The sequence below is a fragment of the Alkaliphilus crotonatoxidans genome (assembly GCF_054658015.1).
Genome location: NZ_BAAHXS010000004.1, coordinates 1,279,634 through 1,304,897 on the forward strand (window position 1 = coordinate 1,279,634; position 25,264 = coordinate 1,304,897).

The window sequence follows — 25,264 nt, forward strand, 5'->3', positions numbered from 1 at the left end:
AAGATTGTTATAATAATATCTAAAAATACAAAAGCTGTATGAAAAAGTTTTTATTTTTGAGGAACAATAAAAAATATAGGTAAAATCTTTATTTAGTTCCATCACTGGCTAGAATAAAATTACAGAATCTTCTAATATAATAAATTAAAAATGGGAGGCGATTTTGTGAACAGAGATTTTTCAAATGTTTCAATGGCTGTCATAAGAAGATTACCAAAATACCATAGATATTTAAAGGATCTATTAGACAAAGAGATTTATCGTATCTCGTCCAGGGAATTAAGCCGACTAATTGGCTTCACCGCTTCTCAAATCAGACAGGATTTAAATTGCTTTGGAGGCTTTGGACAGCAGGGATATGGGTATAATGTAGAGGAGCTTTACAAAGAGATTGGGAAAATACTGGGACTTAACAAAACCTATACGACCGTGATTATTGGCGCAGGTAATTTAGGTCAGGCCATTGCCAATTATCCAAGCTTCATTCGTTATGGTTTTAAGCTGCTGGGGTTATTTGATGTTAATCCAAAGCTGATCGGTATGAAAATTCGAGATATTGATATCTATGACCTAGATAACCTGGAGGAATTTATTAAAAACAATGAGGTGGAAATAGGAATCATTTGTACTCCTAAGGAAGTGGCCCAAGAGGTGGCAGATAAGCTGGCTACCTCCAATGTTAAGGGAATTTGGAATTTTGCACCCATTGATATTAAAGTTCCTACTGATGTAATCGTTGAAAATGTTCACTTGAGCGAAAGTCTATTTATTTTGTCATATTTACTTAATGAAAAAGAAAATCTGCAAGGTCGGTAGCAATAAAAATCCAGGTAAACTGGATTTTTAATTTGTATATCCTTTAGACAGGTGATATTCTAATGAGAAATTATTATCTACAGATCCATCAATATTTAGAAAGGTTGGTACATGGCATTTTGATCCTTGATAAAAATGGGATTAAAAGCCATACTAGCCATTTTTCCCTTATTGAATGGTATGTTTTAAAGCTGATGGGGAGCCACCAAGAAATTAAAATGTATGAAATGATGGAGGAATTGGATATTGACCGTAATTCCTTTGGTACAATCATTAATAAGCTTCAGGCCCAAAAGTATATTATGAAGAAAAAATCAGACGAAGATAAGCGGGTTCAGGTTTTGGTTTTGACAGAAAAGGGGAGGCACGCCCATGAAGCCCTTTTAAAGAAGGAAAAGGAGCTGCTTCATACCATATTAAACGATTTTTCCTTTAATGAAGAAAAGGCAATTTTAAAATTTCTCGTTAAACTGGATATGTTAAAAAGACAAGGCCACCCATAATAGAAAAGACAGCACCTTGATTCATTTAAATGAGATGCTGTCTTTCTTAGAATGTAATTTTCCTTGAATCCTATTCTTCTGGAACTGGAGCATCTACTGGACAAACATTAGCACAGGCTCCACATTCGATACATCCGTCTTGATCAATTACATAAATGCTATCTCCTGCTGAAATAACATCTACTGGACACTCAGGTTCGCAAGCACCACAGCTAATACAGGCATCAGTAATCTTATAAGCCATGATAAACTCCTCCTTGTACGTTTAAATAGTTTTGGTAATTCTTAAATTTGTATACAAGTGTATTATACCAACATTTGCAATTGGAAAACACTATTAATTTTGTTTTCTTGTCAAAAAAACATAAATATATAATGATTCTCATTGTATATTTATAAGGAATTCCTAATTTGGAATCATTGATTTATCATAGACCGGTGAAAGGAATTGTCTGTTGAAGCATAAATAGTACTTATAAAGGCGAAAGCAGTGTGATAAAATAATAGGAAGATTTATTCAGGAGGGAATAAGATGAATATTACGACCCTAATCGGCCCCAGCGGTACAGGGAAAAGTTACCAGTCCATTGCGCTGGCTAAGAAAAAAAAGATACCCTATATTATTGATGATGGCCTGTTAATTAAAGGAAACAAGGTGCTTGGTGGCTACTCGGCCAAAAGGGAAAAAACCAAGCTTTCGGCAGTGAAACGGGCCTTATTTTTAGACAGTGGACATCAACGGGAAATTAAGGAATTGATTGAAAATGAAAAACCTGATGGAATATTAATCTTAGGTACTTCCGACAAAATGGTGGATTCCATTGTAAAAAATCTCGATTTAGCGCCCATTAACGAAAGGTTTTATATCCATCAGCTGGTTACCCCTGAAGAAATAAAAGCTGCAAGAAGGCAAAGGGTTCAGGAGGGAAAGCATGTTATTCCGGTACCTACCTTTGAAATTAAAAAGCACTTTTCAGGGTATTTTTTAAATCCCCTAAAGGTTTTAAGAAGCCTGGGGAAGGGAGGGTATCTTGAGATTGACGAAAAGTCGGTGGTAAGACCGACCTTTAGCTATATGGGGCGGTATACCATATCTGATCGGGTCATTAAAGAGCTGGCCCAGTATGCTGCCGGTAAAATTCAGGGTGTCAGCCGGGTCTTATATGTGGAACTAATGAGCTATCCTACGGGGGTTGTTATTAATATAGATGCATCGTTTAAATACGGTTATCCCATTAAATCCCTCAGTGAATCGGTACAGCAAAAAATTAAGGACGAGGTATCGGAGATGACCTCTTTAAATATTTTAGCCGTCAACATATTTGTTAAATATCTATTAATACAACCCTAACATGTTTACAATAAAAAAGGGTTATGTTATAATGCAATTGTAAGAGAAAAAGGGGCCTGTGGTGCCCTATTTCTGCTGTTAAGGATGATTTTTTTAGACAATTCTGAAATTAAGTCATCGTTAAAATTTTATCAATGAAAACGTTTTTATTAGAGCGTTGCTCTTTTAAAAAATGTATTACAACTTTTTTTCAAAACATATCATTAGGAGGGTATTTAAATGTCTGAAAAAACATTAAATCCATTTGAAATTGCCCAGCAGCAAGTTAAGACGGCTTGTGACAAGCTAGGTACGGAGCCTGCAGTTTACGAAATCTTAAAGAATCCAAGAAGAGTGTTAGAGGTTTCAATTCCAGTAAAGATGGATGACGGTTCAGTTAAGTCATTTATCGGCTACAGATCACAACATAACGATGCTGTAGGTCCCTACAAGGGCGGTGTTCGGTTCCATCCTGATGTAACCAGAGATGAAGTAAAAGCCCTTTCAACATGGATGACCTTCAAATGCGGCGTAGTAGGTATTCCATATGGAGGAGGAAAAGGCGGCATTACAGTTGATCCCTCAGAGCTGTCAAAGGATGAGCTGGAAAGATTATCAAGAGGCTTCGCAAGGGCCATTGCTCCAATTATTGGAGAAAGAATAGACATACCAGCTCCAGATGTAAATACCAATGGACAAATTATGGCTTGGTTTGTAGATGAATATGAGAGAGCAACAGGCCGATTCGAGCCCGGCGTATTTACTGGAAAACCAGTAGAATTTTATGGTTCATTGGCAAGAACAGAGGCAACAGGCTATGGTGTAGCGATCATGGCGAGAGATGCTGCTAAAAAGATTGGTTTGCCACTACAGGGTGCCAAAGTCGTGATTCAAGGCTTTGGAAACGTAGGTAGCTTTGCAGCCCACTATATAGTAGAAATGGGTGCCAAGGTTGTCGGAGTGGGTGACCATACTGCCTGCATTATTAACGAAAATGGATTAGATGTAAAAGCATTAATGAGTTATGTAAAAGAACATAAAGCAGTTAAAGGCTTCCCAGGAGTCACCAAGGAATTAGACAGAAGCGCAGTAATGGGAATTGAGTGTGACATTTTAATGCCCTGCGCCTTAGAAAATCAAATTACTTCAAATAATGTGAATGATATAAAGGCAAAAATCGTCTGCGAAGGAGCCAATGGCCCCACAACCCCAGAAGCAGACAAGGTATTATATGAAAAGGGAATTATTGTTGTACCAGATATTCTTGCCAATGCTGGTGGTGTAACCGTTTCCTATTTTGAATGGGTACAAAACCTGATGAGATATTCCTGGTCCTTTGAAGAGGTTCAAGAAAAACAAGAAAGGCTGATGGTGAAAGCCTTTGAAGAAATTTGGGCCCTTAAGGAAGAACATAAGGTTGACATGCGTACAGCTGCTTATATGATGTCAATTAAAAGAATTGCTGTTGCAATGAAGCTAAGAGGCTGGTACTAAGAGGGATTTAAATTAATAAGATTATTTCGTAGTTTTAAAGCTCCTAGATATTAGGAGCTTTTCTATTTGTCAGAAAAGCCGAGGGAAATTGCCAATTATTGATTTTATGCTGTTTTAAATAAAAATCCTTGATGGATAAAATAGACAAAAATGATCATCTAGCCATGAAAAATATGATATAATAACATCATAAATGTATCGATAAAAAAATTAAAAATACATAGATTAGGGGCTGTCCCTTTGGGTATTGTGATGATAGGATCAGGACAGCATTTGTATGGATGAAGGAGTGAAGGAATGTTTAGCCCAATTAAGAGCACAAAGGTATACGAGCAGGTAATCGAACAAATACAGGGCATGATTGCCAATGGAGATTTAAAGAAGGGTGATAAGCTGCCCTCTGAGAGACAGCTTGCAGAGCAGTTGGGGGTAAGCCGAACCTCTGTCAGAGAAGCCCTGAGGGCATTGCAAATTATCGGATTAATTGAAGTTAGGCAGGGAGATGGAAACTTTATTACCGAGAGCTTTGACCACTGTCTTTTCGAGCCCCTTTCAGCCTTATTTATGCTGCAGGAAAGCAGACCCCAGGAAATAGTAGATTTACGAAGAGTCATTGAGGTGGAAACTGCTACGTTGGCGGCCCAGAGAATTACAGATGAGGAAATTAAAGAGCTGGGAGAGCTGATTAATCAGCTAAAGCTATTGAGTGAAGCCCAGGATGAAAAAAATAGCGTTAAGGTAGACAAAGAATTTCACTATAGAATTGCCAGGGCGTCTAAAAATTATCTTTTATTAAACATTTTAAATGTTATTTCAGCCCTGATGGATAATTTTATTGAGGATGCCAGAGGAATGATCCTAATGAATCAAAAAAACAAAAAGCTCCTGGTTGAACAGCATGAAAATATTTATAAGGCCTTAGCCAGGCGAGATCCAAAGGCAGCAGCAGGGGCCATGGAAACCCATATTAATTTAATTATCCAAGAATATCTAAATAAAATTGAGTAATGATCAATACCTCTCATATTTAAAGTCAGGTTAATGTTACGAAACCTTCGGCCGGTAAAACAGTGTATATATGCTGGGATTCCCGGCCTTTACCTTTGTAGTAAATAGAGTAGAGGTAGAAAACAAACGATACGTTAAATATATAACGATATCTAAGGTAATTTCTTCTCTATTTTCAATAAAATATATCAACGATATCGGCAACAAGAAGCCATAAAAATTTAAGCCACCGACAGAAGGCTTTGTAATTCCTTGAAAAAGGTGGAATCTACAAAGCAACTAATTTTTATAATAATATAAATTTATCTCCTTTATCGACATAGTGTGCGTTAAAAAATAAATAAATATTGAAATGTTTCAAAAATTATGATAACTTTATCATATACTGGTATGACCATATTACCATCCTGTATTTAAAGGATTCCTTCTTGGTAATAGTCAACGGATGTAAGGTGCTACATAGTATACAGGATTATGCGCTATCGGAAGGGATGAGCTATAAAAAATGGACAATATCAGGTAAATAGCAATTGAGAGTTATTTGAAAATTATATAAAGTATAGGGGGAATAAAATTTTTTTTAATAATTTTATTTAAGAAATCGTTTTCAATCTATTTTTTATGTTATTATTGGTATTACCATAATACCATTATTATAGGAGGGAGAATATGGAAATCGTTGTATGTATTAAGCAGGTTCCAGGAACAACAGAGGTTAAATTAGATGAAAATGGAAATTTAATGCGGGATGGTATTGATTCAAAAATGAATCCTTATGATCTATATGCCATCGAAACAGCATTAAAAATCAAGGAAGAGAAGGGGGCTGCCCTCAATGTGATCACCATGGGACCACCTCAGTCTGAAGCAGTGCTTCGGGAGGCCTTCATGATGGGGGCTGATGAGGGATATCTGTTAACAGACAGAAAGTTTGCAGGAGCAGATGTATTGGCCACTTCCTACACGCTGGCTCAAGGAGTTCAAAGGATAGGCAAGCCTCAGTTAATTATTTGTGGAAAGCAGACAACCGATGGTGATACGGCCCAGGTTGGGCCCGAAATGGCAGAATATATGGGAATACCCCATGTTGCCAATGTTAAAAAAATAATTGAGGTGAAGGAAAGTTCTATTGTAGTAGAGATGGATATGCCCACCACCTTAGAAACTGTTGAGGTTCAGTTTCCCTGTCTGATTACGGTAGAAAAGGGAATCTTTCAGCCCAGGCTGCCCTCCTACAAACGAAAGAAAGAGACAAAATATAAAGCCATTACCAGTTTAACCCTTCAGGATTTGCTGGATAAAGATGAAAAGCAATACGGGGGCAGTGGTTCACCTACTCGAGTTGAGCGGGTGTTTCCGCCGGCGGTTAATACCGATAAGGAAGTCTGGAATGGTACAGGTGAAGAATTGGCTGATAAATTGTTTGATAAGCTGGCTGAACTTAAGTTTATATAACAAACAAGTAAGATTTCTATTCATTTAGGAGGGAGTTTATGGCAGGTATAATTGTAAATCAAAGTAAAATTAATGATATTGATGCGGCTATTGGCCTATGTCCTTTTAGTGCCATTGAGTTTAAAGATGGTGAGGTTCAAATCAATGCAGGCTGTAAGCAGTGTATGATCTGTGTCAAAAAAGGGCCGGAGGGGGCCTTTATCTTCCAGAAGGATGAGGTTGTTGAAATTGATAAATCTAAGTGGAAGGGAATTGCAGTCTACGTAGATCATTTAGATGGTGATATTCATCCTGTTACACTAGAGTTAATCGGAAAGGCCAAAGAGCTGGCAGAAAAAATCAGTCATCCGGTATATGCCTTGTTTATTGGAGGTAATATAGAAGCCAAGGCCCAGGAATTGCTTCATTACGGAGTAGATGAGGTTTTTGTATATGATCATCAAGAGCTGAAGGATTTTAGAATCGAGCCCTATACGGCTGCTTTTGAAGATTTCATCGAAAAGGTCAAGCCCTCAACGGTTCTGGTGGGAGCCACCACCCTGGGGCGTTCCCTGGCACCCAGAATAGCCGCCAGGTTTAAAACAGGCTTAACGGCAGACTGTACTATTTTAGATGTCAAGGAAAATACAGACTTAGTTCAAATCAGACCGGCCTTTGGGGGGAACATTATGGCTCAAATCATTACGCCAAACCACAGACCCCAATTTGCAACGGTACGATATAAAATTTTTAATGCACCGGAGCGTAGTCACCAGGCCACAGGGAAAGTGACGATCTGCCAGGTACCGGGGGATAAGCTGAATTCTGCCATCAGGGTTTTAAAAATCAATGAAAAAGAGGTTGAGGAAAATATCTCCGATGCTGAAGTGATTGTGGTGGCAGGACGAGGTGTAAAAAAGGAAAAGGATTTGGAAATGATTAACGAGCTTGCCAAGGCCCTGGGTGCCCAGGTGGCTTGTACAAGACCCCTCATTGAGGCTGGATGGGGTGATCCAAGAAAGCAAATTGGTTTGAGTGGTAGAACAGTGCGACCAAAGTTAATTATTACCTGTGGCGTATCGGGTTCTGTTCAGTTTAAAGCAGGTATGAGCAATTCCGAGGTGATCATTGCCATTGATGAAGATCCAAAGGCAGCAATCTTTGATGTCGCTCATTATGGTATCGTTGGAAATATCTATGAAGTGATTCCAAGTCTACTGGAAAAAATCAAATCAATGTAAGAGGTGAATAGGATGAATTATAAAAAAATAGACGAGAAGGATATTCAGTTTTTAATCTCGATATTAGGCCAAGACAGGGTATATGTTGGTGAACAGATTAATGAAGATTTTGCCCATGATGAATTGGCCAGTGTAAAAAAAATGCCAGAGGTACTGGTGGAGGTAAAGTCAACCCAGGAAGTATCTCAAATAATGAAATATGCCTATGAAAACAATATTCCTGTAACCCCAAGGGGGCAGGGAACAGGCCTGGTCGGTGGTTCAGTAGCCCTTTATGGGGGAATTATGATGAACCTGAGTAAAATGAATAATATACTGGAATTGGATGAAGAAAATCTTACCCTAACAGTAGAACCAGGCGTATTGTTAATGGAAATCAGTAAGTATGTAGAGGCCCACGATCTCTTTTATCCACCGGACCCGGGCGAAAAGAGTGCCACCATTGCAGGGAATATCAATACCAATGCCGGCGGCATGAGGGCCGTTAAGTATGGTGTAACAAGGGATTACGTAAGGGGCTTGGAGGTTGTGCTTCCCAATGGCGAAATCATGGAGGTTGGGGGGAAAATTGTAAAAAACAGCTCCGGCTATAGCCTTAAGGATCTAATTGTTGGATCAGAGGGAACCCTTGGAATTGTTACCAAGGCAATATTAAGATTATTACCATTGCCTAAAAAGACAATCAGTCTTTTGGTGCCCTTTAAAACACTAGAGGAAGCTATTGAAACGGTACCTAAAATTATCAGGTCTAAATCAATACCAACAGCCGTTGAATACATGGTACGGGATACCATTTTATCTGCCGAAGAATTTTTAGGTAAGCCATTCCCCGATAAATCTTCAGATGCCTACTTATTGCTGTCCTTTGATGGGAGCTCAAAGGAGGATATTGAAAAGGCCTACGAGAGCGTCGCAGAGGTTTGTCTTGAGTCTGGAGCCTTAGATGTGTATATTTCAGAAACCCAGGAAAGACACGAGGCCATTTGGTCTGCCCGGGGAGCCTTCCTTGAGGCGATTAAGGCATCTACCACTGAAATGGATGAATGTGATGTGGTGGTTCCAAGGAATAAAATTGCTGAGTTCGTAAAATATTCAAACGAGCTGCAAAAAGAATATAATATCAGAATTAAATCCTTTGGTCATGCCGGTGACGGGAATCTTCATATCTATGTTTTGCGAGATCAATTGGATCAAGCAGAATGGGAAAAGAAGCTCAGTGATGTTTTTGACTGCATGTATAAACGTGCAAGGGAATTAAATGGCCAGGTTTCAGGGGAACATGGTATTGGTATCGCCAAGAAGGAATATTTAAAGGAATCCTTTAATAGTCAGCAGATTGCCATTATGAGGGGGATTAAAGCAGCCTTTGACCCCAAAAACGTTCTAAATCCCGGAAAAGTAATTGCCTAGATTAAATATAATGAATACAAAATAAGAGCAGGAGGCAGATAATATACTTATCTGCCTCCTGCTCTATTTAAAGACTCCGTTAGCTGCAAAAGATGGGTTTTATCATGGCAGGAGAGCATTTCTATAAAGCCTCTGGCCACCTGGGGATGAAATTGGTGTCCTGTTTCATTCTGAATAATCTCCAGGGCCTGTCGCCGGGTCATTCCCTTTCGATAGGATCGATCACTGGTCATGGCATCAAAGGCATCCGCTACAGACAAAATATAGGCTTCTATTTGAACGTCATCACCACTGAGCCCTTCCGGGTATCCCTTCCCATCATATCGTTCATGGTGCTGGTAAATGATCGATTTAATTTCGTTTAAAAAATTTGCATCATTTAATATTTTAATTCCAATGGCAGGATGGCTTTGTATTTTGCTCATTTCTTCCTCAGAAAGTCTGGCGGGCTTATTAAGGATGGAGTCTTCAATTCCTATTTTTCCAATATCATGTAAAAGAGCAGCGGTTCCAAGATTGCTAACTTGCTTATCAGTTAACCCTAAATGGGCCCCCAGGGCCTGGGCATAATCAGAAACTCTTTGGGAATGTCCGTTGGTATAGGGGTCCTTGGCTTCTACCGCTCGGGTCAGAGCATAGACAGATTCCATATATAGCTTTTTCATGTCTAAATAGAGTTTGAAGGAATGTCTTGCTAAAAGCAGCGGACCAAAAAACAAAAGCATGATGATACTGCCGTAGTTTAAATACAGGAGGCTGAGAAAAATGCCAAGGGTAGCAATTATAAAGGAATTGGGCAAGGTCCACTTAAAATTATTAAGGAACATTTGCCAGAAGGATTCCCTTGTCAGAAGGGTGAACAAGGTTGTTACAATGGTAGTGTTAATCAACAGGTAAGCAGTTACCGCCAATAAAAGGGGCATTATATAAAGATAAAAGGTGTGATTTCCCACCTGGGTATTAAATTGATAATATAGAAGGGCGGGAATCCCGATGGATAAAAAGCATTGGGCGCCATTAAAAAGTGTTTTATAGGGGGATGTATTGCCGATATGACTGTGGGTTCCATCAGCCTCCCTTAATATTCTTAAAGTGACTCCGATAGAACAGCAAAGGGCAGCGGCAAAGGGACCATTAATAATCATCACTGCCAGGCCTATGGCATAGCCCACTGAAACGGCACTGTCATTAGGCAATGGAACTGCCATCGATTCAACCGCAAAGGATAAAAATACGAAAAGAAAAAAGGCCGGTAGATTGGGAATTCCATATTGAAAGGCCAGATAAACGCCCAAGCCGGTGGCTGCCGACAGAATGATTAGGACGTAAAGTTTGACTGATCTGGGCAATGTATTCATTAATATTCCTCCAGAATAAAAGCAATTTAGATCGACTAGTTTTAATTATCTCCAGGTTAAATGAGCAGCAGCACTTGCCAATATGTTTAAAATGGTTGTTAGTATCGCCATTATTCCAGCCCCCTACGTTAAACTCTGCTGCGACGCTAATGCAGACAGGTGGCTACGCTACGCTATAGACGAAACCTATAATAGTCGATCTAAATTACAAAAATTAATCATATTGTTAATTTGATCAGCTTCCGATTAATTGCATCTAAGGTTGCTTTGACAACAGCCTCCCTCAAATCGTTTTTAATAATAGCAGTGCCCACCAGTAATTCCTCTTGATGAAAATTAATTACACTGACGGCTGCAATGATAATGTCTTGTTTAGCAATATTGGAACGCTCAATATCTTCGATGGAAAAAACCCAATTTCCCTGAATCATTTGTTGTAATGCCTTGATGGTGGCCCCAGCAATGACTCGATTATTATTACTGACGGTATTATAGCCCTCTTCATGGGCCTCAAAAATAGTGCCATCCTGTTTGAGCTTTACTCCCACCCGTATCATATTTCCATTTAAAGAATATGAAATTTCTTCAATCTCAATACGCCGATCGGGTTTTTGCAAAGTCGGCTCTGTAACCTGTGCAATACTGATTTTTTTATGATCAAAATTCACATCAAATTTTGCCAGCATGACCGATTGAATGTCTCTGGAAATTTGCTTTGGGTTCCGGTCAGTGGTGGCCATAATATGCATCTCTTCTATTTCATTATTTTCATTGAACACAATTTTTGACGAAATAATTCCCGGGATGCTATTCAAAACATTTTCCATTTGATTGATGCTTCCATTATTATTCTCCATAGTCAATCCCCTTATTTTCCCACATTTTATACCATGTCTATTATTCTACAATAGAATACTTTTTCCTGCTTATTCTATTAAATATATAGCGAGACTTTTAGAAAATATTAATCATAATCATGGAAAACTGACAAACATTTTATCATGTCAGATAATTTATAAAGAAGGTGATTTGTAGAAAAATAGCGAATAATAGATGTTTAAGAAACGTTATAAATATTACTATTAAGGGTAAGGGTGAAATTAGACATAATGTCTGAGAGGAGGAGGAAAATGGCCTACCAAGGAAAAACTATTGTTGTTACTGGGGGTGCCCAGGGAATTGGCCGGGAAATTGCATGGGCCTACGGAAAAATGGGCGGGAGTATTATCATCGCAGATATCAATCGGGAATTAGGTAATAAACTTCAGGGGGAAATGGAGGAGGCCCATATCAAAGCCAGCTTCCTCTATACCGATGTGGCTAAGGAAAGCGATGTCAAATATATGGTGGCTGAAACCCTAAGGCTATACAATAAAATTGATATATTGATCAATAATGCAGCCATATCATACTATTCTGAAGATCCCCTTGAAATGAGTCTAGAAAAATGGAATAGGATTATCGGAGTCAACTTAACCGGTACCTATTTGTGCTCCAAGCACTGCAGCAGGGCAATGAAGCTGCAGGGTGGCGGAAATATTATCAATATGGCGTCAACCCGTGCCTTTATGTCAGAAGCCCATACAGAGGCCTATTCAGCTTCTAAGGGCGGAATACTTTCCTTAACCCATGCCCTGGCAATTTCCCTAGGAAAGTATGGGATACGGGTCAATGCCATTAGTCCGGGCTGGATTGAAAACCAACACTATGAGCAGCTTAGACCAATAGATCATGAACAGCATCCTGTTGGGAGGGTCGGCCGACCGGGGGATGTGGCAAAGCTCTGCCTTTATCTCTCATCAGATGAGGCAGCCTTTATAACAGGGCAAAACTTTACAGTAGACGGGGGAATGACTAAAAAAATGATCTATGAGCCCTAGGGCGTGTCTGAAAACCCACTCAAGGGCATCTTTCACCGCTTTTTTGTCCCACGCAGCGTTGCTTTTCCTTGACGTACTCCTAGTATGCCTTCAAAAAAGCGCCTTGCTTGGAACAAAAATTCAGGAAAATCTACACCCTTCGGAGTATTCAGGCACACCCTAGTATCTTACATTACCGATATGAATAGATTATCCCTGGGCAGATTCTCCTCCTGTACCTTGCCCTATGGAAGTTTTCCTCGGGGATTAACAAAAGGCTTAACTGCGAAAGAACCCATTTAGAGCCCAAATATGTGATCTTAACGGAGCATATCTTTAAGGGCTAGAATATGGTATGATAAAGAGAGACCGGGTGAATAAGGAGGTTTTATTGCATGTCATACATCAAAAGATATGGCCCCTATGTGGTCATTATTGCCAGCTTGCTTTTAAATGGCATATTTTATGTAAGGCTACGTGATGCAAATTTAAAAATAGAAGAGACAAATCAACTAATCTCATTACAGGTGGAAAAGGGAATACGACAGAGTATGGGGTACATGACAGAGCTAAAGGCTGATCAGGGCCAGGTTTCCCTGCAAAACCTGCAGCGTACGTTACAGGATTTATCGGTGGCCTTTAAGCACTGGTTAGATTTAAACCAATCGGAGCTAAGGCCTAATGAACCTATGGAACGGGGACTGGCCGGAATTGAAGCCCTGCGTAACGCCATTATACATCATTTAAATAATCAATATATAATACATGATAACCAGTTAAGTGAATATGACCAGGTATTTTTGGAACGGTCCTATGAAGGGTTAAGTCATTTGTTAAATGTATATAACAATATTAAGGATCAAATTCCCAAGCTTAGAAACGATGATGAATATGATGGGGGCTTGATTCAGGTGGCTGCCAATTTCGAGGAACTGGCAAGGCTGTATCGTCATAGCTTGACACCCAATCAGCATCCACAGTATATCACCCGTCAGGAGGCTGTTAAGGCGGCAGAGGAAGCATTTCCTGAGCTAAAACGGTATCAGCTGTCCGCCGAAGGTACCAACCCATCCTTAAGGGACGGAGTACACTATTATCAATTAAACTACTATCATGGCAGAGATTTGGCTTATACTCTCTGGATAGATGCAATTGACGGCTGCCTGAGAAATTATGAAAAGAAGCTTAAGAGCCCTTCCCGAGAAGAAATTTCCCAGGAGGAGGCAATTAAAATTGCAAAGGATTATGTGTCAAAGTATCACGAAGGAGAATTGATTACCGAGATGTTTAAAATGAAAGCCGAGGACCAAGACTTTGGAACCATCTATGCCTTTCGTTTTACACCGGTAATTGAAAATATACAAATTATTTCTGATGCCCATATGGTGAATGTGTCGTCAATTGGAGGAGAAATATTAAAATATGCCAATGATTTTAGAAATACATTGGTACCCGATTATGAGGTGGTCTTTACTGAGGAAGAAATAAGGGAAAGGTACCTTCCAGAATTCAGCAATCTGGAATTTGGCGGTATTAGTGTTGTTCGATCCTTTCAAACCTATTATCGGCCCAGAGTGGCCCATCGTTATTCAACCGTACAAAATGAACAACAAATGCTGGTGTTTTTCGATACCGAAACAGGCAGACAAATTTATCAGCTGTATTATATTTATCAGCCCCTTGAAGAATAATCAATGTAGTCAGGAGGACCAATGGAGCAACGAAACGTGATTGAAAAGGAAAATGGCATCATTTTAAAAAATCAACAGGATTTTGAGCTGTCCCATATATTTGACTGTGGTCAATGCTTTCGATGGGAAAGGGAACCCGACGGCAGCTATACAGGGGTTGCCTATGGCAAAATACTGAATGTCAATAAAATAGGGCAGGAAATTCACTTTAATCATACCAATCAAAAAGATTTTGAAGAAATATGGACAGGCTATTTTGACCTAAATACAGACTATGCAAGTATTAAGCAAACACTGGCAAAGGAAGATGCTGTCATGGAGCAGGCAGTTGCCTTTGGGGGTGGAATTAGAATTCTTCGGCAGGATTTCTGGGAAGCATTGATTTCCTTTATTCTTTCGGCCAATAACAATATTCCTAGAATTAAAAAAATTATTGGTCTTATCAGCCAACGATACGGTCAGTATTTAGGAACCTTTGAAGGGAAGGATTACTATTCCTTTCCTGAAGCTGCTGTACTTAAGGAGGTCAGTAAAGAAGAGTTGATGGCATGCAATACAGGGTACCGGGCGGGCTATATTATTGCTGCAGCTGCCCAGCTCCTTCAGCGGCAGACAGAGATAGACAGGCTTCAAGAGGCAGATTGGGAAAACTGCCATCGTTGGTTAATGGAATTTACTGGTGTTGGACCCAAAGTGGCTAATTGTATTGCCTTTTTTTCCATGTCTAAGCTGGAGGCCTTTCCAGTGGATGTTTGGATTAAGCGATTAATGGAGCATTTTTATTTTAAGGAAGAAAAACCGGCCCCATATATTGAACGATATGCGAAAACAAAATTTGGTCAATATGCAGGCTATGCACAACAGTATTTATTTTATTACGGTAGAAGCTTAGGAATTGGTAAGGGGGAGCGTTAAGTGCTGGGAACGATTGTCAACGTATTAGCTATTTCAATAGGGGGTTTTTTAGGGATAATTTTAAAAAAGGGTATTCCAGAGGGATATAAAAAGACCATTATGCAGGGCCTGGGGCTAAGCGTATTTGTAGTGGGCCTGTCAGGTACCTTCAAAAGTGAAAACATCTTGATTATGATTACCTGTGTTGCCGTAGGCAGTATTTTAGGAGAGGCCATGGCTATTGAGAATAAGCTGGAGGCCATGGGAAACTGGTTAGAGAAAAGATTTAATAATGGAGGACAGGGTACCATTGCCAAGGGTTTTGTTACGGCCAGCCTAATCTATTGTGTAGGGGCTATGGCCATCGTTGGTTCCCTGGAAAGCGGCTTAACAGGAAATCATGAAACCCTCTTTGCAAAATCCTTGATTGATGGTATTTCAGCCATTATTTTTTCTTCCACCATGGGAATCGGAGTTGTTTTTTCCTCCATAGCAGTCTTGATTTATCAAGGGCTCATTACCCTTTCAGCGTCCTTGATGAAACCATTTTTAGTAGAAGGTGTCATCAACGAAATGACTGCTATTGGCGGGTTATTAATTATGGGTATTTCCTTGAACATATTGGAGATTAAAAAAATCAATGTGGGAAATATGCTGCCGGCGGTGTTTTTGCCCATTCTTTATCCATTACTGATGTCATTATTCAGTAAGATTACCCTGGTAATTCAGCAGCTTCTATTTGCATTTGGGAGCTTTTTATAATGCGTAGGAAATATATACCTTCTCATTTTCCAAAAGGTTTTAATTTCTGTAATATATTTCAAGAAAGTCTCCCTATAAATCTTGTTAAGGAAGACTTGTTTTAAAGGCTGGGTGTGCTGGCCTTTTAATTTTTAGGGAAAAAATTTTGTAATTGGGTTAAATTCAATTAAAAAAGCTAAAATAATAAGAAATTCAATGAAATAGTGTAAAATAATAATATAAATGATTATAATTGGCAATAAACGGACATATTAATCTTTAATTGGGTTTGCCTGGTGATTTACTTTTCTATAACATTATAAATGTAGTTAGCACTCGCTGGTGATGAGTGCTAATAATTTGAAAGTAAAGAAAATAAAAATAAATTAAGGAGGGTTAATTTATGAATATTAAACCTTTAGGCGACAGAGTAGTTATCAAAAGGCTTGAAGCAGAAGAAAAAACAAAAAGCGGAATTGTTTTACCCGGAAGTGCCAAAGAGCAACCTCAAATGGCTGAAGTAGTAGCAGTAGGCCCAGGTGGTTTTGTAGAGGGTAAGGAAGTTAAAATGGAAGTAAAGACTGGCGATAGAGTTATTTTTTCTAAATATGCCGGTACAGAAGTAAAATATGATGGACAAGAATATACCATCTTAAAGCAAAGTGATATCCTGGCTATTGTTGAATAGACATAGGTTTGATTAAAGACCGAAATAAGATTACTTAAATAAACGTTAAATAATGTAGAGGAGGTTATATTATGGCTAAAGAAATTAAATTTGGTGAAAACTCCCGTCGTGCTTTAGAGGCAGGGGTAAATAAGCTGGCTGATACAGTAAAGGTAACATTAGGACCAAAGGGACGAAATGTTGTTATTGATAAAAAATTCGGTTCTCCATTAATTACCAACGACGGTGTGACCATTGCCAGAGAAATTGAATTGGAAGATGCCTATGAAAACATGGGTGCGCAGCTGGTTAAAGAGGTTGCCACCAAAACAAATGATGTTGCAGGTGACGGTACAACAACAGCAACCCTTTTAGCCCAAGCAATTATCAGAGAAGGCTTAAAAAATGTTGCAGCGGGTGCTAATCCAATGATCCTGAAAAAAGGAATTCAAAAGGCTGTAGATGCGGCTGTTGCTGAATTAAAGAAAATCTCTAAATCTGTAGAGGGCAAAGAAGCCATTTCACAGGTAGGTGCCATTTCTGCAGGCGACGAAGAAATTGGTAAGCTGATTGCCGACGCCATGGAAAAGGTAGGAAATGACGGTGTTATTACGATTGAAGAATCAAAATCCATGGGAACAAACCTATCTGTTGTAGAAGGTATGCAATTTGACAGAGGATACTTATCTGCCTATATGGTAACCGATACTGAAAAGATGGAAGCAGTTTTAAATGATCCATATATCTTAATTACTGACAAAAAAATCAGTAACGTACAGGAATTACTACCCATCCTGGAAAAAATCGTTCAACAGGGTAAAAAGCTATTAATTATTGCCGAGGATGTTGAAGGTGAAGCCCTTACAACCCTTGTGTTAAATAAATTAAGAGGAACCTTTGAATGTGTTGCCGTTAAGGCCCCAGGCTTTGGCGACAGAAGAAAAGCCATGCTGGAGGATATTGCAGTCTTAACTGGTGGTACTGTAATTTCTGATGAGCTAGGATATGAATTAAAAACTGCTACCCTTGATATGCTTGGAACAGCAAGAACCGTTAAGGTTGACAAGGAAAACACTACTATTGTTGAGGGCGCAGGAAACGAAAAGGCCATCAAGGATCGTGTAAATCAAATTAAAGTTCAAATTGAAGAAACAACTTCTGAATTTGATAAAGAAAAGCTGCAAGAAAGATTGGCTAAGCTTTCCGGCGGAGTTGCAGTAATTGAAGTGGGAGCTGCCACTGAAACTGAGCTGAAGGAAAGAAAGCTAAGAATTGAAGATGCACTGAATGCCTGCAGAGCTGCGGTTGAAGAGGGTATCGTATCAGGTGGAGGAACAGCATTAATCAATGTGATTCCTGCCGTTGAAGCTCTTTTAGCCAATGCTGAAGGTGATGAAAAAACTGGTATCAAGATCATTAGAAGAGCCCTGGAAGAGCCAGTAAGACAAATTGCAGCCAATGCAGGCCTAGAAGGCTCAGTTATTGTTGAGAAGGTTGTAAATTCAGAGGTAGGTATTGGTTTTGATGCCTTAAATGAAAAATATGTTAATATGATTGAAGCTGGAATCCTTGACCCAACTAAGGTGACAAGATCAGCCCTTCAAAATGCCGCATCAATTTCTTCTATGCTATTAACTACAGAAAGTGCAGTGGTTGATATTAAGGAAGATGAACCACCAATGCCAGGTGGAATGGGCGGCGGAATGCCAATGATGTAATACAATAAAGGGAGTGGATGAAAATCCACTCCTTTTTTCATTAAGCTAAAGGAATTCAGATATCATGATTATCGGGGGGATAAATTGATGAACATAAAATGGGTCAGAATTGGCACCTATATACTCTTTGGGCTTTTCCTTTACTCCAGACATAGGAGCTTTAACGAGGTTTTAAAGGAAAGCAATAAGGATCAGAGGCAAGAGCATATTATTCGGTATATACATAAATTTGAACTGAGAGCTATTGTTATGTGGTTTTTTATAATGTTAAATCTGATACTAATTATGGAGAATCTGTGAAATGATAAATTGATATTATACTTTATTTAGGTTGCATGATTACAGTTTTTTATTATATCGGAATTTATTTAGCAGCCTTTTATTATAATAGGGAATGTATACAAGATTTTATGTAAAGGTTTAATACGCAACAGTTTGGTTTCATGCCTTTTCGTATAGATTTACACTTGAAAATAAAAGGGCTGCATAGAAGTAAGCAGAAACTTATAAATATTAAGAATAGGTCTTGAATATTTATGTAAACATGATATAATATAAATAAGAAGAGAAACTTCTTCTTCTAAATCCTTCTCTTATGAAGCTGGTAACGTATAATTTACACGTAGCAAAATTTATAAGAAGTAAGAACAGAAGTAAGAAGTATCGTTTAATAATGTGATTTGAGTAAAATGTATAGGCTTTTCAGCATTTTGTTTCGGATTTAAATGAAAGAAGGAATTTAATGAGCTTTAGCTGTACCAAAACCTCCAAGAATCAGTGGAATAAAGAAGGATTTAGGAAATGACCGAGTATCAGGAATTATATTGAATACTCGGTCATTTTATTTTTTATCCTATTGCAGCTGTTGCTGTTCTTGAGAGAACTTTGTCTTTGCACTTTGCACATCCTGGGGCTGTGCTTTTTTAATTTGGTACCAGCCTCTTTGGCGCATTGCATTAAATATTTGCGATTGAATGTTTTGTGTATCGGTTAGGCAATTGGTCAAGTGATTTCTCAGGTTATCACAGGAAGATTCAGTGATTCCGACATTATAAGCAGAGCAAACCTGTTTTTCAGATGCCAAAAGGTCGTGCATTAATTCCTTTTCCGATAAGCTTCTTTGATGATTCATTTAGCAGCTCCTCCTCTAAATTAATAATTGCATACGCAAGACTATTGATGTGAATTTAAATAATTAAACAGCTCGTTATAGTGCTGTTTATGCTTTTGAGCAGCCTGCTGACACAGACTTTTTAATTCAGTATCGGTACAATATTCTGCATAGGATGAAAATTTCCGATTCATTAAGCTTTCATAGCTTAATTGATCCTCTAAAATTTTAAGATTGTTGGCATCCAGCTGTTTACCACCTGCATTTTGGTTTTGCTGATCAGTCATAATTAAATACCTCCTGAAAACGTTTTTGTTTATTCTAAATTTCAATTATATTATTTCAGAATAACAGGCTTTCTATAGCATGAAATTAAAGGCAGGCTATTGGTTGTTATCTTCATGATGGCGCTGAATTATATTTACTTGATTTTGATTTTCTTGGCCAGGTTCTCCTTTTATAGTACTAAAAAAATTATCATTAATATTATATAGAGGGAATTCATGTCTTAATTGTGGATTTTTTTGATTTTCAAACCACCTGTCGGTAAAATTTTTAATTTTTTCAAACATTGCCATTCTCCCTTCTTGATTTAGATTTTAGGGCTTCAATTTAGTGTTCCCTTATCTGACAAGAAAAATCTCAAAAGGATCTCCTGTTTTAGGTAGCTTAGGATGTATTCTAAAAAATTGGAAAAAATTTTTTATTTAATATATAATAAAAATATCACTGAAAGAAAAAGGGGAGGCATAGAATGGAATATCGCGAATATGGAAAAACAGGAAAAAAAGTATCGGTAATTGGCTTTGGCGGTATGCGGTTTGGCCCCGATGAAGACTATTCTGCCGAGGTAGTTAGAAGGGCCAATGCTTTAGGTATCAACTATTTTGATACAGCGCCCTTTTATTGTGACGATAAAAGTGAATACATATTTGGTAAAGCCTTTAAAAACATGCCAGCTGACTACTATGTTTCAACCAAAAGCAGCATCAATAGTGAGCCAACTGCCGATAAGGTCAGGTGGCGAATTGAAAATTCCTTAAATAGAATGGGAATTGAAAAAATTAATTTCTTTCATATGTGGTGTATTAAAGATTTAAATCAATATGAAAGGGTCATGGCACCAGGCGGTCCCTATGAAGGCGCTTTGAAGGCCAAGGAAGAGGGGCTAATAGATCATTTGGTCTTTTCTACCCATTGTAAAGGCGCTGACATTAGAAAAATTATTGAAGATGGGGTCTTCGAAGGTGTATTGCTGGGCTACAATGCCATCAATCATCCCTATCGACAGGAGGGGGTCGAAGCAGCCCTGGAGCATCAGCTGGGAGTAGCCACCATGAATCCCCTGGGAGGGGGCCTAATACCACAGCATCAGGAGTATTTTAGCTTTTTAAGGCAATTTGATGATGAAACCGTGAGTCAGGCAGCCCTGCGCTTTAATGCTGCCCAAAAGGGTATTACTGTTATTCTGGCGGGTATGGGCACTATGGAGGAACTGGAGGAAAATATAAGAACTCTGGATCATCCCTTGACCTTCTCAAAGGAAAAGAAGGAAGAAATTCGCGAGAAGATTGGCAAGGGTATCAATAACCTTTGTACCACCTGTGGCTATTGCTTGAAATGCCCCAAGAAGATTAAAATAGACAGCTATCTTGAGGCCTATAATTTAATGATGCTGGATTCAGAAGAACGAATGAAGCATCATTTGAAGTGGCAGAGGGAACGGGGCAGAGTAAAGGAAACCGATGCCAGTCCAGCTGAATGCATCGCCTGTGGTGCCTGCGAAAAATTATGTACACAAAAGCTCCCTATTATACAGCGGCTTAAGGAAATGAGCCAAATCATGGCTTTGGGTTAAAATGACAGCGATTTTCTTATTCAATACTAAAGTTGAGGTGATTAATTTTGGATTTTAATCTACAAATCGGAATGAAGGCAAGGTTAGAAATAGAGGTTCAGGAAAAGGATACGGCTGAGTCCTTTGGCAGCGGAGGCGTGAAGGTCTTTGCAACCCCCATGATGATTGGAATCATGGAAGGGGCAGCTTTAAAGGCTGTAGACCCCCATCTGCCCCATGGCTTTGCCACCGTTGGCAGTCATCTGGATGTGAAGCATTTGGCGGCAACCCCTGTGGGTATGAAGGTTTATGCCACTGCAGAGCTGACAGCCATAGAGGGGAAAAAGCTGACCTTTATCATTGAGGCCTTTGACGAAAAGGAAAAAATCGGAGAAGGAACCCATCAGCGATATATTATTCAACTGGATAAATTCATTAAAAGAACTGAAGAAAAAAACGTATGATCTTAGTGTAAGTTTTATTTCACCAGGCTTCTATTTTTTTAAGCTCATTACTGAGTTAAAAGCATATCTAAAGGTGCAGCTTTACCATGTCTTTGACACAAAGACATCACTTTAATTCAGTTGGGTAGAGAATTCGGAATTTTCCATGTATTTGGAACAATGAAAAGTACTGAAAAAGTTGTCTGTTTTTGCTTGACAAGGTCGGGGGCTTCTGATAATTTAGTTATAACAATTTAATCGAACCACTCATATAATGCCGATAATATGGATCGGAAGTATCTACCAAATGACCGTAAATCATTTGACTATGGGTGAAATATATTATACGATCTGTCTTTTAAGGGCTTTATTCAGCGACGCCTGTTTAGGCCTGTTTTTTGCTTAAAGGCTGTATGATATTTTCACTCATTTACAGTGGATTTATCATACAGCCTTTCTGTTTATTTATTTAACTTCAGCATTTTAATTTTTACCTGGGGTTTTCAAGAGGCATGTATGATAAAAAGCTGTTGAAAAATAATAAAAAGAAGCAGAAAATGATAAGGAGGAATACCGATGATGGAGGGCAAGCTAGTAAAGGAAGGATTAACCTTTGATGATGTACTGTTAATACCGGCCAAGTCTGAGGTTTTACCAAATCAGGTAGAAACCAGCACCAATTTGACAAAAACAATTAAACTCAATATTCCCTTGATAAGCTCTGGTATGGATACGGTGACTGAGGGGAAGATGGCCATTGCCATTGCCCGGGAGGGTGGAATCGGTATTATCCACAAAAACATGACCATAGAGGAACAGGCCTTGGAGGTAGATAAGGTTAAAAGAAGCGAGCATGGCGTTATTGTGGACCCTTTTTTCCTAAGTCCTGAGCATATTATTTCCGATGCCCTGGAATTAATGGAAAGGTACCACATTTCTGGTGTACCCATTACAACAAAGGGCAAATTAGTAGGAATTATAACCAATCGAGATATTCGTTTTGAGTCCAACTATCATCGACCCATTGGAGAGGTCATGACCAAGGATAATTTAGTTACAGCCCCAGAGGGAATCACCATGGAAAGGGCCCAGGAAATTTTAATGACCCATAAAATTGAGAAGCTGCCCATTGTCGACCAGGAGGGAATGCTAAAGGGTCTAATCACCATCAAAGACATTGAAAAAGCCATCAAATATCCCAATTCCGCCAAGGATCATCAAGGAAGACTGCTGGTGGGGGCTGCGGTGGGTGTCACCAAGGATCTGAAGGAAAGGGTGGCAGCCCTGAGTCATGCCAAGGTAGATGTCATTGTGGTCGATACAGCCCATGGTCATTCTAAAGGGGTGATTGAGGCCGTTAGAAGCATTAAGGAAAAATATCCAGATCTTCAGGTGATTGCTGGAAATGTGGCCACCGCCGAGGCGACTGTAGATTTAATTCAAGCTGGTGCTGATGCCATTAAGGTGGGAATTGGCCCGGGCTCCATCTGTACCACCAGGGTGGTGGCCGGTATTGGTGTACCCCAGGTTACAGCTATTTATGATTGTGCCATGGCTGCCAAGTCCTACGAGGTGCCCATTATAGCCGATGGTGGAATCAAGTATTCAGGAGACATTCCAAAGGCCATTGCCGCCGGAGCCAGTGTTGTTATGATAGGTTCCCTCTTTGCTGGAACAGAAGAGAGCCCAGGGGAAACCATCATCTATAAAGGAAGAAGCTTCAAATCCTATCGGGGAATGGGCTCCATTGCAGCCATGCAAAAAGGAAGCAAAGACCGCTATTTTCAGGAAGAAAATCAAAAGCTGGTACCCGAAGGCGTCGAAGGAAAGGTTCCTTACAAGGGTCCTATTAAAGATACCATCTATCAATTAATGGGAGGCTTGAGGGCCGGAATGGGCTATTGTGGTTCCAAAACCATCAAAGATCTACAGGAAAACGGCAAATTTATTAAAATTACAGGAGCAGGCCTTAAGGAAAGCCATCCTCATGATATCAGCATAACAAAGGAAGCACCCAATTACAGCGTAAATGAATAAGGAATGCCGAAAGGATGGAAAGCATGAATAATGAATTGATATTGATATTAGATTTTGGTGGACAATATAACCAGTTAATCGCCCGTCGAGTTAGGGAATTCAATGTATATTGCGAGGTTGTTCCCTACAAGATTTCTGCTCAGGAAATCAAGGCAAAATCCCCCAAGGGTATTATCTTTACAGGTGGTCCCGCCAGTGTCTATGGAGAAGGGGCTCCCAAGTGTGACCCCGACATCCTTCAGTTAGGAATTCCAATTCTGGGAATTTGCTACGGGGGGCAGCTAATGGCAGAATTTCTGGGGGGGAAGGTAAATCGTGCCAAAAACAGAGAATATGGCAAAACCACCTTAGAAATCAAAACAGCATCACCATTATTTAAGGGAATTGAAGAAAATTCAGTTTGCTGGATGAGCCACACGGATTTTATTGAACGGGCCCCCGAAGGATTCAGCGTAACCGCCTCTACCCAGGATTGCCCTGTGGCAGCCATGGAGGATCAGTACAAAGACCTGTATGCTGTACAATTCCACCCAGAGGTAGAGCATACCCAAGGGGGTAAAGCGTTAATTCGGAATTTCTTATACGAAATTTGTGGTCTCAGTGGAAGCTGGACGATGAAAAACTATATTGCAGAGGAAATTAAAGCAATCCAGGCCAAGGTAGGTGACAGAAAGGTACTTTGTGCCCTATCGGGTGGAGTCGATTCCTCTGTTGCGGCGGTTTTGGTACATCAAGCCATTGGTGATAATTTAACCTGTGTTTTCGTCGATCATGGGCTATTGAGAAAGGACGAAGGTGATTGGGTAGAGGATATTTTTAAAAACCAGTTTAAAATCAATTTTATTCGAGTCAATGCCAAAGATCGATTCCTTAGAAAGCTTAAGGGGGTTACTGATCCTGAAAAAAAACGAAAAATTATTGGCGAGGAATTTATCAGGCTATTTGAGGAAGAGGCCCGTAAGCTAGGGGAGATGGACTTCCTTGTACAGGGAACCCTGTATCCCGATATCATTGAGAGCGGAACAGATACCGCCTCGGTCATTAAAAGCCATCATAATGTGGGCGGTTTGCCAGAGGATATGGAATTTGATCTGATTGAACCCTTTAAATATCTGTTTAAGGATGAGGTCAGAGAAGTGGGTACTGAGCTGGGGCTGCCTGAGGAAATCGTCTGGAGACAGCCCTTCCCGGGGCCAGGTCTGGCGGTTAGAGTATTAGGAGAAATTACCGAAGAAAAGCTGGAGATTGTTCGAGAGGCTGATGCCATTGTGCGGGAGGAAATTAAAAAGGCAGGCCTCGATAGAGAAATTTGGCAATACTTTGCCGTCTTGCCAGATATTAAAAGTGTTGGTGTCATGGGAGATGAAAGGACCTATGCCCACACAGTGGGAATTCGGGCCATCACCAGCTCCGATGCCATGACGGCCGACTGGGCCCGAATCCCCTTTGATGTTCTGGAAAGCATGTCCAGAAGAATTGTCAATGAAGTAGAGGGTGTCAATCGAATTGTGTACGACATTACTTCAAAGCCACCGGCAACGGTGGAATGGGAATAATAGTCCAGATGTAGCGAAAAACACGAACTATATAAGGTTGATATAGATTAAATGTATGTATAAGTACAAATTAAATAACTTAATTTAACTAAAAATATTCGAAAAAATATTGACCG

At 39.5% G+C, this 25,264-nt stretch carries 25 protein-coding genes and 1 riboswitch; of the genes, 19 read left to right on the forward strand and 6 right to left on the reverse strand.

Going from position 1 to position 25,264, the window contains the following annotated elements; all coding sequences use genetic code 11:
• The first annotated feature begins 165 nt into the window (after nucleotides 1–165).
• Nucleotides 166–816: a redox-sensing transcriptional repressor Rex gene (locus ACYQ1I_RS08570; RefSeq protein ID WP_459764316.1), complete on the forward strand. Its 651-nt coding sequence runs from the start codon at nucleotides 166–168 to the stop codon at nucleotides 814–816.
• A 62-nt stretch (nucleotides 817–878) separates the two neighbouring features.
• Nucleotides 879–1,319, forward strand: a complete 441-nt coding sequence (locus ACYQ1I_RS08575; RefSeq protein WP_459764318.1) for a MarR family winged helix-turn-helix transcriptional regulator — start codon at nucleotides 879–881, stop codon at nucleotides 1,317–1,319.
• 70 nt (nucleotides 1,320–1,389) lie between these two features.
• On the opposite strand, the gene ACYQ1I_RS08580 is transcribed toward ACYQ1I_RS08575, so the two are convergent.
• A complete protein-coding gene (locus ACYQ1I_RS08580) occupies nucleotides 1,390–1,563 on the reverse strand; it encodes a 4Fe-4S ferredoxin (protein ID WP_459764320.1) in 174 nt (57 codons plus the stop codon).
• Between the two features lie 288 nt (nucleotides 1,564–1,851).
• On the opposite strand from ACYQ1I_RS08580, the gene ACYQ1I_RS08585 reads away from it, so the two are divergent.
• The 6 genes from ACYQ1I_RS08585 (at nucleotide 1,852) to ACYQ1I_RS08610 (ending at nucleotide 9,236) form a co-directional block, all read left to right on the forward strand.
• Nucleotides 1,852–2,670 (forward strand): Asp23/Gls24 family envelope stress response protein, encoded by an 819-nt coding sequence (locus tag ACYQ1I_RS08585; RefSeq protein WP_459764322.1) that lies wholly within the window; start codon nucleotides 1,852–1,854, stop codon nucleotides 2,668–2,670.
• 219 nt (nucleotides 2,671–2,889) lie between these two features.
• A complete protein-coding gene (locus ACYQ1I_RS08590; RefSeq protein ID WP_459764324.1) occupies nucleotides 2,890–4,143 on the forward strand; it encodes a Glu/Leu/Phe/Val family dehydrogenase in 1,254 nt (417 codons plus the stop codon).
• A 297-nt stretch (nucleotides 4,144–4,440) separates the two neighbouring features.
• Nucleotides 4,441–5,151, forward strand: coding sequence for a FadR/GntR family transcriptional regulator (locus tag ACYQ1I_RS08595; protein ID WP_459764326.1), 711 nt, complete (start codon nucleotides 4,441–4,443; stop codon nucleotides 5,149–5,151).
• Between the two features lie 669 nt (nucleotides 5,152–5,820).
• Nucleotides 5,821–6,606 (forward strand): electron transfer flavoprotein subunit beta/FixA family protein, encoded by a 786-nt coding sequence (locus ACYQ1I_RS08600; RefSeq protein WP_459764328.1) that lies wholly within the window; start codon nucleotides 5,821–5,823, stop codon nucleotides 6,604–6,606.
• Nucleotides 6,607–6,644: 38 nt separating this feature from the next.
• Nucleotides 6,645–7,826: an FAD-binding protein gene (locus tag ACYQ1I_RS08605; protein WP_459764330.1), complete on the forward strand. Its 1,182-nt coding sequence runs from the start codon at nucleotides 6,645–6,647 to the stop codon at nucleotides 7,824–7,826.
• 12 nt (nucleotides 7,827–7,838) lie between these two features.
• Entirely contained in the window at nucleotides 7,839–9,236 is a 1,398-nt protein-coding gene (locus ACYQ1I_RS08610; RefSeq protein ID WP_459764332.1) for an FAD-binding oxidoreductase, read from the forward strand.
• A 47-nt stretch (nucleotides 9,237–9,283) separates the two neighbouring features.
• Here the strand turns inward: ACYQ1I_RS08610 and ACYQ1I_RS08615 are convergent, their stop codons facing one another.
• Nucleotides 9,284–10,594 (reverse strand): HD-GYP domain-containing protein, encoded by a 1,311-nt coding sequence (locus tag ACYQ1I_RS08615; protein WP_459764334.1) that lies wholly within the window; start codon nucleotides 10,592–10,594, stop codon nucleotides 9,284–9,286.
• 218 nt (nucleotides 10,595–10,812) lie between these two features.
• Entirely contained in the window at nucleotides 10,813–11,451 is a 639-nt protein-coding gene (locus ACYQ1I_RS08620) for a hypothetical protein (RefSeq protein ID WP_459764336.1), read from the reverse strand.
• Nucleotides 11,452–11,724: 273 nt separating this feature from the next.
• On the opposite strand from ACYQ1I_RS08620, the gene ACYQ1I_RS08625 reads away from it, so the two are divergent.
• From ACYQ1I_RS08625 to ACYQ1I_RS08655, 7 genes are all read left to right on the forward strand, one after another.
• The gene (locus tag ACYQ1I_RS08625; RefSeq protein WP_459764337.1) at nucleotides 11,725–12,474 is read left to right on the forward strand and encodes a glucose 1-dehydrogenase; all 750 of its coding nucleotides are present in this window, start codon (nucleotides 11,725–11,727) and stop codon (nucleotides 12,472–12,474) included.
• A gap of 374 nt (nucleotides 12,475–12,848) precedes the next feature.
• Entirely contained in the window at nucleotides 12,849–14,144 is a 1,296-nt protein-coding gene (locus tag ACYQ1I_RS08630; protein WP_459764339.1) for a YcdB/YcdC domain-containing protein, read from the forward strand.
• A gap of 21 nt (nucleotides 14,145–14,165) precedes the next feature.
• Nucleotides 14,166–15,059: a DNA-3-methyladenine glycosylase family protein gene (locus ACYQ1I_RS08635; RefSeq protein WP_459764341.1), complete on the forward strand. Its 894-nt coding sequence runs from the start codon at nucleotides 14,166–14,168 to the stop codon at nucleotides 15,057–15,059.
• On the forward strand, nucleotides 15,060–15,800 hold the full coding sequence (locus tag ACYQ1I_RS08640) for a DUF554 domain-containing protein (protein ID WP_459764343.1): 741 nt from the start codon (nucleotides 15,060–15,062) through the stop codon (nucleotides 15,798–15,800).
• A gap of 382 nt (nucleotides 15,801–16,182) precedes the next feature.
• A complete protein-coding gene (gene groES, locus ACYQ1I_RS08645) occupies nucleotides 16,183–16,467 on the forward strand; it encodes a co-chaperone GroES (RefSeq protein ID WP_459764345.1) in 285 nt (94 codons plus the stop codon).
• A gap of 71 nt (nucleotides 16,468–16,538) precedes the next feature.
• A complete protein-coding gene (gene groL, locus ACYQ1I_RS08650; RefSeq protein WP_459764347.1) occupies nucleotides 16,539–18,164 on the forward strand; it encodes a chaperonin GroEL in 1,626 nt (541 codons plus the stop codon).
• Between the two features lie 87 nt (nucleotides 18,165–18,251).
• Nucleotides 18,252–18,464, forward strand: a complete 213-nt coding sequence (locus ACYQ1I_RS08655; RefSeq protein ID WP_459764349.1) for a hypothetical protein — start codon at nucleotides 18,252–18,254, stop codon at nucleotides 18,462–18,464.
• Between the two features lie 553 nt (nucleotides 18,465–19,017).
• Here the strand turns inward: ACYQ1I_RS08655 and ACYQ1I_RS08660 are convergent.
• The 3 genes from ACYQ1I_RS08660 to ACYQ1I_RS08670 all read right to left on the reverse strand — a co-directional run bounded on the left by ACYQ1I_RS08660 (nucleotide 19,018) and on the right by ACYQ1I_RS08670 (nucleotide 19,847).
• The gene (locus ACYQ1I_RS08660; RefSeq protein ID WP_459764351.1) at nucleotides 19,018–19,296 is read right to left on the reverse strand and encodes a spore coat protein; all 279 of its coding nucleotides are present in this window, start codon (nucleotides 19,294–19,296) and stop codon (nucleotides 19,018–19,020) included.
• 41 nt (nucleotides 19,297–19,337) lie between these two features.
• Nucleotides 19,338–19,562 (reverse strand): hypothetical protein, encoded by a 225-nt coding sequence (locus tag ACYQ1I_RS08665; protein WP_459764353.1) that lies wholly within the window; start codon nucleotides 19,560–19,562, stop codon nucleotides 19,338–19,340.
• Nucleotides 19,563–19,658: 96 nt separating this feature from the next.
• A complete protein-coding gene (locus ACYQ1I_RS08670) occupies nucleotides 19,659–19,847 on the reverse strand; it encodes a hypothetical protein (protein WP_459764355.1) in 189 nt (62 codons plus the stop codon).
• Nucleotides 19,848–20,029: 182 nt separating this feature from the next.
• Between ACYQ1I_RS08670 and ACYQ1I_RS08675 the strand changes: the two genes are divergently transcribed.
• The 4 genes from ACYQ1I_RS08675 to guaA all read left to right on the forward strand — a co-directional run bounded on the left by ACYQ1I_RS08675 (nucleotide 20,030) and on the right by guaA (nucleotide 25,148).
• Nucleotides 20,030–21,133: an aldo/keto reductase gene (locus ACYQ1I_RS08675; protein WP_459764357.1), complete on the forward strand. Its 1,104-nt coding sequence runs from the start codon at nucleotides 20,030–20,032 to the stop codon at nucleotides 21,131–21,133.
• Nucleotides 21,134–21,180: 47 nt separating this feature from the next.
• Nucleotides 21,181–21,576: a thioesterase family protein gene (locus ACYQ1I_RS08680; RefSeq protein WP_459764359.1), complete on the forward strand. Its 396-nt coding sequence runs from the start codon at nucleotides 21,181–21,183 to the stop codon at nucleotides 21,574–21,576.
• A 226-nt stretch (nucleotides 21,577–21,802) separates the two neighbouring features.
• A riboswitch (purine riboswitch) is annotated at nucleotides 21,803–21,904 on the forward strand.
• A gap of 230 nt (nucleotides 21,905–22,134) precedes the next feature.
• Nucleotides 22,135–23,592, forward strand: coding sequence for an IMP dehydrogenase (gene guaB / locus ACYQ1I_RS08685; RefSeq protein WP_459765324.1), 1,458 nt, complete (start codon nucleotides 22,135–22,137; stop codon nucleotides 23,590–23,592).
• Between the two features lie 23 nt (nucleotides 23,593–23,615).
• The gene (gene guaA / locus ACYQ1I_RS08690; RefSeq protein WP_459764361.1) at nucleotides 23,616–25,148 is read left to right on the forward strand and encodes a glutamine-hydrolyzing GMP synthase; all 1,533 of its coding nucleotides are present in this window, start codon (nucleotides 23,616–23,618) and stop codon (nucleotides 25,146–25,148) included.
• The last annotated feature ends 116 nt before the right edge of the window (nucleotides 25,149–25,264 follow it).